Origin of the sequence: Streptococcus suis, assembly GCF_019794555.1 — a bacterium.
Taxonomy (GTDB): Bacteria; Bacillota; Bacilli; order Lactobacillales; family Streptococcaceae; genus Streptococcus; species Streptococcus suis_AB.
Window position 1 is genome coordinate 1 of sequence record NZ_JAIMEP010000046.1, and the last position, 10,394, is coordinate 10,394.

Consider the following 10,394-nt stretch of genomic DNA (forward strand, 5'->3'; position numbering starts at 1 on the left):
AAAATAAGGAAGCGAATCAAGGTCCAGTGGACCTTTTTATCATGAGCCTGAAAAAAAGGAAGCGAATCGATGTCCACTGGAGCTCTTCACTCATCCAGGCTCTTGACAACTGATAATTTTGATTCTCGAAGAGTATGAGAATGTGGGAGTGAATGATTGCATTAAAAAGATTGGTAGGTACCAATCTTTTTTTGTCTTATATCGTAAGCGCAATGTGACTTAATTTTTGTAATCGTTCGTTAGGGGTAAAGAATCTGGAATGGGAACTATTTTATCTGCTTCCCATTCCTCTCTTATTATTCCATATTTGACAGAGTCGTAATAATGTCCCTTCCAGTATCGCACTTTGCGGATCTGCGCTTCTTTTATCATACCGATTTTTTCAGCTGCTCGCATCATACGGTGGTTGTCAGACCAAGTAGTTAGTCCGATATGTTCTAATTCAGTATTAGTTTGAAAAATATGATCCATCCAGAGTTTGAGAGCTCTTGTCCCGCAGCCCCCATTCCAATACTTTTGCTGATAGATAACAATCCCGATTTCGAGCCATCGAGTTTTTTCATCTTCCCAATGTCGGGTAACAATTCCTATCGGTTCTCGATCTACAAATATGCCCCAAACAGTATCATTACAGAAGAAATTGTAAAGTTTACTCATTCGAAATGCTTCAAAATCAGGATACATCTGATAATCTTCAAAATCAGGTCCATCCCATTTTTTCCACTCAGGTTGGATTTGGCTATATCCATTTTTCCAAATTGAATATAAATGCTCTTCTTCCAATACTGCAATGGTCGGTTGGGTAGTCATCTATTTCTCCTTTATTTTTCTATTTTTTCATGTTTAATGATGGCTTGCAATTCCTGAAAGAATATGGGACACTAGTACCATGAAAAAGATATATCGTGAATTTCAAAAAATCTATTACAACTTAGACAAGATTCTATTACTCTTTTTTACTCTGTTCGCATTTATGGAGTTTGTGTGGATACCACTTAATTCGTGGGTCTCAGAAAGGCTATTAGCCCTAACAGGTCATGCTTATCTTTCACCGACGAATCTTTTATCGGTATTTTCTGAGAATCTTTTTGTTTCTGGCTTGTTTATTCTCTTATTTTTCGCCAATATTGGGATTGCCTATCTGGAGTTAGCTCTTCTTTTTACTGGGGTTTGGCAATTGTTAGATGAAAAAGTCAAGCACTTATCGGATTACTTGAGAGATGTTAGAGATAGTATGGTCGCAATTATCCGTCATAGTAGCTTACCAAAAATTATCTTCCTCCTTTTTTATTCAGTTCTCCTTTTACCCTTTCTACGTCGAATATTAAATATTTATTATTTTAATAAAATCGTTGTGCCACAGTTTGTCCTTGATTACCTATCCAACACAGTCTGGATAGGGGTCTTGATTTTAGTTTCCCTCCTCCTTTTCTTTTGGCTTGCCTCCCGACTCATGTTCGCACTACCGAAAATCTATTTTGAACATAGGAGTGTGAAAGAATCTATTGCATTTTCTTGGAAGCATACAAAGGGAATCAAACAAGTCAATTACCTTGTGCGTTTAGTTGGCTTGGTCACTTTTCCGGTTATCTTTTTTACGGGAGTTGCATTGTTGCTCTATTCTATACAGCTGTTAGTAGAAGATTATGCTCCAAGTCTTTCATATTGGTTAGCTGTTGTTTGCTATATAGTATTAAGGTTAACCTATTACGGAGTCATTGCTCTCTTTATGATAGGTTTTATCAGTCTATTAACCGGAAAGAAGTTACCAATATACCGTCGCAAGCGTCTCCGTCATCGTCTTCGATTGGCTATTTTTCTGGTATCTAGTCTTGTTTTTGGTGTCCAAGGGGCATTGCTCCTTTATTACCCATTTGACACCTTGCCAGTGACTATTTCCCATCGAGGTGTTGACAATGGCAATGCTGTTCAGAATTCGATTGAGGCTCTGGAAAAGACCTCTCAACTCAAGCCGGACTATATTGAGATGGATGTTCAGGAGACCAAAGATGGCCAATTCATTGTCATGCATGATACAGATTTAATGGCTTTGACGGGCAATACCGGAGGGACACATGACTATACTCTAGCAGAGTTGACGGCGATGACTGCATCAGAAAATGGGATGACAGCTCCTGTTCCTTCTTTTGATGAGTATCTAGAAAAAGCTGATGAGCTTGGTCAGAAATTATTAGTGGAAATTAAAGTAACAGATGCAGATTCACCAAATCTTACACGAAATTTTCTGGAAAAATATGGTCAACGCCTAATTGCTAAAGGTCATCAGATGCATTCGTTAGACTATCGTACGATTATTGAAATCAAACAATATAATGAGCAACTGGTATCTTTCTTCATTCTTCCATTCAATTCCATTTATCCAACCACTGTGGCTGACGGATATACAATGGAATATACATCGCTTGACCAGAATTTTATGACTAAGTCTTGGATCCGAGGGAAATCTGTTTATGCTTGGACACCAAACGATGAAGAGAGTATGACCAGGATGCTCTTGCTGCAAGTAGATGGTATTATTACTGATAATTTAACAGGTCTAAAAAGTTTGATGAGTGAATTGAAAGAGAATCATCGCTATCCTGATCTATTTTTCCTTGAATTTCAGTACTTACTCTATAATTTTGAATAACAAAAAGACGTGAACGGTCACTATGCCACTCGCGTCTTTTTATGTTTTAAAATGGTAATTTACCTGCAAATGCACCAAGTTTTTTCTGAGTTGCCTCATCAACTTTTGTCAGAGCATCATTGATAGCCTGGACTGTCATTTCTTGCAATGTCTCAATATCGTCAGCATCAACAACTTCAGACTTAAAATCGATTGATACTAATTTTTTATCCCCAGTAAAGGTAGCAGTAACCAAGTCCTGCACAGAACTACCTGTAAATTGAGTAGCAGCTAGTTCAGCTTGACTCTTCTCCATTTGCTTTTGAAGTTTTTGAGCTTGGCGCATCATATTTTGCATGTTCATCATAAGATTTTTAAGATTCCTTTCGTATTAAGGGTTTAGACCCTCTTGTTTTTGAAATTTTGACCACTTTTTTAGAAGTAATCAATTGTAGAGGAGATTTCTTGTATGATTAATATTATATCATGATTAAATAATAACTCAAAATGAAGAATGGGTTAATCAGATTTATCAATCAAACATATATACATTCAAAATTTTTTAAAGTAACTAATTATAATCAATTACTCTAGAAATTAGTGCAAAATTCCATGTAACTGTAAATTTGACATATTAACCTATTTTAAATTGACTTTGCTGAGCGAATAGGTTATAATAAAATAAAAACTGGTTATAACCAGAGACAAGGAGAAGTTATGTTTCGTTTAGCAAAAGAAGAACTTGAAAAATTGGGCGCAAGTATTACTGCAAAGGAAATTTTCCAACAACCTGGTCTATGGCAAGAGGCATATCAACTATACGTTTCTCAGCTAGAAGCGATAGAAAGTTTTCTATCGGGGATAAAAGAAAAACATGATTTAATCCAAGTAATTTTTACCGGAGCAGGGACATCAGACTTTGTTGGTCAGAGCATTGCAAATTATCTAAATCAAGTCAATGACCTGAAACACATTCGTTTTTCAGCGGTTGGTACTGTTGAATTAGTTAGTCGTCCACATGATTATTTGCAAGGGGATATTCCAACTATTTTAGTATCATTTGCCCGATCTGGAAACTCCCCTGAGAGTGTTGCAGCGGTTGAAATCGCTAAACAGTTGGTGGATGAACTTTACCAAGTGACAATCACGTGTGCACCAGAAGGAAAACTAGCTGTTGCGGCTGAGGGGGATACCGATAACCTCTTGCTCTTGCAACCAGCAGGTTCAAACGATAAAGGATTTGCAATGACTGGAAGCTTTAGTTGCATGTCTTTGACAGCCCTTCTAGTATTTTCACCTGCTAGCCAAGAAGAAAAGGCACATTGGGTTGAAACGATTGTTCGTTTAGGTCAAGATGTCCTTGATCGGGAGGACTATGTACAAGACCTTGTCAATTTAGATTTTGAGCGTGTTATTTATCTGGGCGCTGGTGGTTTCTATGGCTTAGCTCACGAAGCTCAATTGAAAATCCTTGAGCTAACAGCTGGTAAGATTGCTACAATGTATGAATCACCTCTTGGATTCCGACATGGACCAAAATCATTTATCAATAATAAGACATTGGTTATTCTATTCGCTTCAAATGATGCTTATACTCGCCAGTATGATGTTGACTTGCTCAATGAGGTTCATGGAGATGGAATTGCTGAGCGCATTGTGGCATTGTCAGCTGACAAGCTGGCAGGTACAGAGGCAGCAAACTTTGTTTTGGCAGAAGGAGGAGCTGGATTGCCAGATGTCTTCCTAACCTTCCCATACATTATCTTTGCCCAAACTGTATCCATCATGTCAGCCATTAAATGCAAAAATTTACCAGATACACCATCCCCAACTGGTACAGTAAACCGTGTTGTGCAAGGTGTTATTATTCATCCATTAGAAAAGTAGAACATTCATTCGAGTTGCACAGTAGTGCAACTCGTTTTGACTCGTCTATTTGAATTGGTAGAAGCAATTTACATTGAAAAAACGCATAGAATCATAATGAAGATGATTTTATGCGTTTTGTTTTGGGTATTTCATTTTAAATAAAACGGAATGGATATATTTTATTAATGCGGTAAGATTAATTGAGATTGGCTTAAATCAAGGCTGATTTGCCATTCGGAATTATCTCTTACAGTGCATTCAAAATCAGTCGTATAAAGGACTAAGCGGAGTTTATCACCTTTTTTAAGTTTATAAATAGTTGGTTGCAGTTCCCATCGAAGTGTCATCCATTGATTTGGCGTAACGGCTTCTACAGTTAATAAATCGGTACGATTTTGAAGATTGATGAATCCTTTGGTAATCAGGCGATGAGGCGTTTCTGTAAATGGAAGCTCAGTTAGGTTTTCTTGGGCGTAATACCGACCGTTATCCAAGCTGGTTCGAGACACCATTCCTGGAATTGGGCTGAGACGTTTGGCAGTGCCAAAATCCAAGAGTTGGGCTGAAAGCAATCCTTTGCTGACACTTGATTTGACCTGTAGTTGAAGGATGGCTCTCCCATTTAGATGGATATCTTGATTCAATTCGATGTCAATGGTCACTTGGTTGGCTTTGTCCCCAGTGAGATCTTGGTGGAATGTAGGATATGATTTGCAATACTTTTCAAAGGTTTCTTCGTCGTAATGATTTTGGATTTGCGCTTGATCTTGTCCCAATGGGAATTGAGATTCTGTCTGTCCTCCAAACGTTTCTAAGTCAGTCCATGATTGAGCTGCGCTGTTATCTTGCCAAATGACAGTAGGAAGCTGGTAGTCATTGTCATATCCGAGTAATTTTTGGCTAAGTAGAGCATTCATGGATTCACGGAAATCGATTGACTGCCAATTATTCATATAGACATGGGCGCCGTTATGGAAGAAGAGATGTTTCTTGATATGATCAGGTAGAGCATGGAACATGTTCCATACATGAATTGGTTTCACATTCCAATCTTGTGATCCATGGGTAAAGACAACTTCACAGTTAACCTTGTCCGCGTGGAGAAGATAGTTACGGTCGTGCCAGTATTGGTTGTAATCGCCATTTGAACGCTCAAGTCCGACGCGCTCAGCAGCCAGTCCTCTTTCGTAGGCTTCTTTGTTACGAAGGAAGTCCCCTGCTTGTAGGCTCTTGGAATAGGTTAGAGCAGTTAAGCTATCTAAATCTTCTCCAGGATAGTCTCCTGGACTGGTAACGAGCCCGTTTTCCCGGTAGTAGTCATACCAAGAGGAAATTCCTGCTTCTGCGATGACGACTTCCAAACCCTCTACACCTGTTGTTGCTAGGGCGTTGGACATTGTACCCAAGTAAGAAAGACCAGTTGTTGCTACCTTGCCATTTGCCCAATCAGCTGTGACTTGAAGTGAACGTGTATGGTCTGTATAGGCCTTATTACGCCCGTTTAGCCAGTCGGTAACTGCCTTAAACCCTTCTACCTGTTGGTAGTCTCCAGAGGTCATATAGCCCGTAGATCCTAGCGTACCGACACCGGAAACATGAATGCTGGCAAATCCACGACTAAGGAAGTATTCGTTTAAGGAATAAGAGCCAATATGCCCTAGTTTTTCAGTTGCGGGGCTGCTTGGGAGATCCCGATTGTCTAATTTCAGTTTGTTGATTGAGCTTGATACGACCGAAATAGTGCCAACTGGTTTCTCAGTTAACTCGCCCTCCATCTTATGCAGGGCTTTGTCGCTAGCTACCTCGTTGACCCCTTGGTGATAAGGACTGTTGGTAATGACCGCAGGAATTTTTCCATCAAAGCGTGGACGGAGAATGGACACCTTGACCAAATCCGTTTGCCCACTGTCAGCTGTATCTACAGGCGTTTCAACATAAACCACCTCACGGATGAGCTGTTTGGTTGAAAAAGTTGCTAGAGATTTACCATTGAAGAAGTGGTACTGGTTATCTTCAGGAATCAGATCATCGCTGACAAGTTGATCTATCAAGGTATTACCGGACTTGGTACGAGTATTGAGCAGATGGTAGATATTTTCGATAATATCGCTGTATACAATTGGGAAATTGGTTTTCTTTACAAAGTCGTCAATATCTGTGTAATCAAAATTTGGAACAAATCCAAGCAATTGGAGAGCTACATGATAGAAAACTTGGTCTGTAACCTCGCGCTCAGAGTGGAAAAAAGTTAGTAAATCCGTTTCCCAGTCCGCAATCATATTGGACAATGCGAGGTCAGTATTGCTAGTCAGAAAATGGCATTTTCTCACAAATGTTTCTAAATTTTCCCTGTTACTGGCATTTGGATTTAGGCGGAAACCGAGACTGGCAAGTTCTTGGAGGTAGATGGAATCCTCTTTTTTGATAAAAGAATATTGGTTAAAGCGCATAAATTCTCCTCTTTTTTCTGATAATAGTCTATAATAGACATTATATCCGATGCTCCTTTCTTTGTCTAAGGGGAAGGGAATTTAATCAAATAAATTTACAAAAAGTGTAATTATCGACATTAAATCGGTTGTAAAATTATGAAAATTTCTATAAAATAATAAGGTACGATAAGAGGAGAAGTTAGATAGAGTGTTAAATACAAAAGTAGCAATTGTTCCGGTTGTACGGATCAATAATAGAAAATTAAATCAAGAATTTTTAGAACAAAACTTGGGGATGAAAACTATCCTTGAGGAGGGGGCATTTGCAGAGTTTAGTGGACATGCTGGTGTGGAGACAAAGCTTGTACTTGTTGAGTCACCAAGCATGAGAACCCGTGCAGTAAATGGGACAAAAAAGTTAAATAAGATCATCATAAAAGTAGACAAGGCTGAAGAGATAGAAGCCCTATTAGCAGCGGGTACACAGTATAGCAAGCTTTACCAAGGAAAAAACGGCTTTGGATTTGAAACTGTTTCACCTGAAGGAGATACATTTTTATTGCATGCGGAAGCATCAATGGATGACTTAAAAGCTATTCTTCCACCTGTTCCATTTAAGGCATACGATAATTTTTTTGGCTTGACGGCTTTTACAGTTGAGTCAGTTTGGATAAATACTCCGCAGGCAAGCGTCAGCCAAGATTTTTATGAAACGATCTTGTCAAATCAAACTTTTTTGCGCTTCATTGGTGCAGAAGGCGAAGACTTATTAGCCCCCGCAGAACAAGTATGGGATTTAGATAGTTTACGTTTCCCAGTTGAGAAAGATTTTGATTGGGCAAACTTGGAAAGCCAGTTAGAGGCTCCGTTCTTTAAGGACAAAAAGGAGACATTCATTCAAACTGTGGATCCAAGTGGCATTGAATTGTGGTTCGAAAAATGAGACAACTTATCATAGACAAGATTTCAGAGCAGATTGAGCAAGGAGTCTATCCTGGTGCCAGTCTGGCTCTTTTTTCTAAGGGTCAGTGGCAGGAGTACTATCTGGGCACACAAGATGGTCAGGTGACAGTTCAGCCGGGCTTGACCTATGATTTAGCCTCCGTTTCCAAAGTGGTAGGTGTCGGGACACTCGTGATTTTTTTGGTCAATAGCGGTGCTCTGGAGTTGGATAGGACTTTACAGTCATACTATCCAGCTTTTCAAAATAGTCAAGTAACCATCCGTCAACTACTAACCCATACTAGCGGTATCGATCCCTTCATTCCTAATCGGGATAATTTAAATGCAGAGCAACTTAAAGAAGCGATTTTGAATATCAGGGTCACAGATAATAAGGATTTTCTCTATACAGACCTCAATTTTCTTCTATTGGGCTTTTTGTTGGAGGAATTAAGTGGAGACAGTCTATACCAGCTTATCAGTCGAGACGTTCTAGAGCCCTTTGGCATGTCCCAAACCTCCTTTGGCCCAGTGAGTCAGGCAGTGCCGACAGTGCGTGGTGTGACGTCTGGTGTGGTGCATGATCCCAAGGCACGTGTATTGGGTGTCCACGCGGGAAGTGCAGGTCTTTTTTCGACGATTAAGGATTTGGAAATCTTCTTGGAGCATTACCTGACAGAGGATTTTGCGGCAGATTTGACCCAGGACTATGGTTTTGATGATAAGCGCAAGCGGTCGCTGGCCTGGGATAAAAAGGGGGATTGGCTGTCGCATACAGGCTATACGGGAACCTTCATCATGTACAATCGACCCTTGCAGAAAGCTTCGATTTTTCTCTCGAATCGTACCTTTGAAAAGGATGAGCGTGCCCAGTGGAAGTTGGATCGAAACCAAGTGATGGCACTTATTCGGCAGGTTTTAGAGGGAGAAGAGGGATGAGGTATGTTTTACTACTGAGGGGGATTAATGTTGGCGGTCGCAATAAAGTTGTGATGGCTGAAATTCGTCAAGCAGTGGCTGATTTAGGTTATGACAATGTTGAGACCTACATTAATAGCGGCAATCTTTTCTTTGATTCGGATAAGGAACCGGAGGATATTGTAGCGGATTTTCAGCAATTTTTTACCAGCCACTATCCATTTGTTGAGGCGTTTTCTCTGTTGAGTACAGAGGATTATGTGACAGAAGTAGCGCAGCTGCCTGCATGGTGGCAGGATGAAATGGCACGTAAGGATGTTCTCTTTTTCACCGAAGGAGTGGATAAGCAGGCTATGGTGGACTATATTCAGTCCTTGCATCTAGGTGATGAAGTACTACATCTCTCCGAGCATGCTATTTATTGGGGCAAATACACTGAAGACAGCTATCTACAAACAGCCTACCACAAGCAGTTGGCTAAGTCACCTTTTTACAAGCAGGTAACCATTCGGAATGGGAAGACTTTCTCAGTTATATCAAACTATTTAAAGAATGAAATAAAACGATAAATCGTCATTTATTTGTAATGCTTTCGACATCTTTTCTCGTCAAAATCTTGGTAAAATGAAATCATGATGAGGAGGTGTCATATGAAAAAGTTTAGTTACAAATCTGTTCTAGCTTTTGCAGGGATTACGGTTGCGTTATCAACCATATCTCGTGTTCAAGCCACTAGTCATGTAGTGGCAGAGGGAGATTCAATGTTTTCTATTGCGGAGCAGTATGGGATTGATCCATATCAGCTAGCAGAGGCCAATGCGATGGAAATTAATGGACTAATTACCCCGGGTCAAATGTTGGATATTCCGAGTGTAACTCAAGCAGAAAATGTGGAACTCGACCAATCAACTGCTACAAGTCAGTTAGATTATGTTGTTCAAGAAGGTGATTCTTTTTACGGGATTGCAGATGCTTTTTCATTGGATCTTAATGAATTGTTGGATCAGAATCAATTAACACTGGAGAGTTCATTACATCCAGGGCAGATTTTGATGTTAAGACAGACCCTATGGACTCAATCAGCTGATACAAGCGGGAGTAACTATTATCTACCTGGATATGAGTATGAACTTGGTATCAATTACCCTGTAGGTCAATGTACATGGGGAGTACAGAAAGTTGCCCCTTGGGCAGGTGACTGGTGGGGCGATGCTGCATCCTGGGGAGCCAATGCGGCGCGTGATGGTTTCCGTACAGGATCTGTACCTGAGGTTGGAGCGATCATTTCATGGAATGATGGAAACTTAGGACATGTTGCATATGTAACGGCCGTGAATGAGTTGGGTCAAATTCAAGTTCTTGAAGCCAACTATCATGGTCAGCAGTGGGTGGATAATTTCCGCGGTTGGTTCTATCCAACGGATACCATCGGAGAAATTACTTATATTTACAATTATTAGAAGAACAGTCCCCTCTCACGAATTGTGATATACTCCCCTTATAGTGGACAGTGAAAAAACAAAAATTTTCACTAGAAACTATAAAGGGAGTTTTATTATGTCCAAAAGAAGTCCAAAGTCTGTCTCTGAGAAACTAGAAATTGT

General features: G+C 39.9%; 9 protein-coding genes. 6 read left to right on the forward strand and 3 right to left on the reverse strand.

All coding sequences use genetic code 11. The features are described from left to right. Positions 1-219 precede the first annotated feature (219 nt). Positions 220-810 (reverse strand): GNAT family N-acetyltransferase, encoded by a 591-nt coding sequence (locus tag K6V48_RS11130; RefSeq protein WP_222369751.1) that lies wholly within the window; start codon positions 808-810, stop codon positions 220-222. Between the two features lie 79 nt (positions 811-889). Here K6V48_RS11130 and K6V48_RS11135 point away from each other — a divergent pair, with 79 nt between their 5' ends. Continuing rightward, positions 890-2,650 (forward strand): glycerophosphodiester phosphodiesterase, encoded by a 1,761-nt coding sequence (locus K6V48_RS11135; protein WP_222369754.1) that lies wholly within the window; start codon positions 890-892, stop codon positions 2,648-2,650. 46 nt (positions 2,651-2,696) lie between these two features. Here the strand turns inward: K6V48_RS11135 and K6V48_RS11140 are convergent, their stop codons facing one another. Continuing rightward, entirely contained in the window at positions 2,697-2,996 is a 300-nt protein-coding gene (locus K6V48_RS11140) for a YbaB/EbfC family nucleoid-associated protein (RefSeq protein WP_024403999.1), read from the reverse strand. Positions 2,997-3,346: 350 nt separating this feature from the next. Between K6V48_RS11140 and K6V48_RS11145 the strand changes: the two genes are divergently transcribed. Beyond that, positions 3,347-4,516 carry an SIS domain-containing protein gene (locus K6V48_RS11145; RefSeq protein ID WP_222369757.1) on the forward strand — a complete coding sequence of 390 codons (1,170 nt, stop codon included), beginning with the start codon at positions 3,347-3,349 and terminating at the stop codon, positions 4,514-4,516. A gap of 164 nt (positions 4,517-4,680) precedes the next feature. Here K6V48_RS11145 and K6V48_RS11150 read toward each other — a convergent pair whose 3' ends face one another. Further along, positions 4,681-6,948, reverse strand: a complete 2,268-nt coding sequence (locus tag K6V48_RS11150) for a Xaa-Pro dipeptidyl-peptidase (RefSeq protein WP_222369760.1) — start codon at positions 6,946-6,948, stop codon at positions 4,681-4,683. A gap of 190 nt (positions 6,949-7,138) precedes the next feature. Between K6V48_RS11150 and K6V48_RS12055 the strand changes: the two genes are divergently transcribed. The 4 genes from K6V48_RS12055 (at position 7,139) to K6V48_RS11170 (ending at position 10,250) form a co-directional block, all read left to right on the forward strand. After that, complete coding sequence (locus K6V48_RS12055) at positions 7,139-7,873, forward strand: CppA family protein (RefSeq protein ID WP_277936631.1); 735 nt, start codon at positions 7,139-7,141, stop codon at positions 7,871-7,873. Beyond that, on the forward strand, positions 7,870-8,811 hold the full coding sequence (locus tag K6V48_RS11160; RefSeq protein ID WP_222369762.1) for a serine hydrolase domain-containing protein: 942 nt from the start codon (positions 7,870-7,872) through the stop codon (positions 8,809-8,811). The genes K6V48_RS12055 and K6V48_RS11160 overlap by 4 nt, the downstream gene beginning before the upstream one ends. Next, a complete protein-coding gene (locus K6V48_RS11165; protein WP_222369764.1) occupies positions 8,808-9,359 on the forward strand; it encodes a DUF1697 domain-containing protein in 552 nt (183 codons plus the stop codon). Before K6V48_RS11160 ends, K6V48_RS11165 begins: the two co-directional genes overlap by 4 nt. A gap of 81 nt (positions 9,360-9,440) precedes the next feature. Beyond that, on the forward strand, positions 9,441-10,250 hold the full coding sequence (locus tag K6V48_RS11170; RefSeq protein ID WP_172040792.1) for a COG3942 and LysM peptidoglycan-binding domain-containing protein: 810 nt from the start codon (positions 9,441-9,443) through the stop codon (positions 10,248-10,250). Positions 10,251-10,394: the final 144 nt, after the last annotated feature.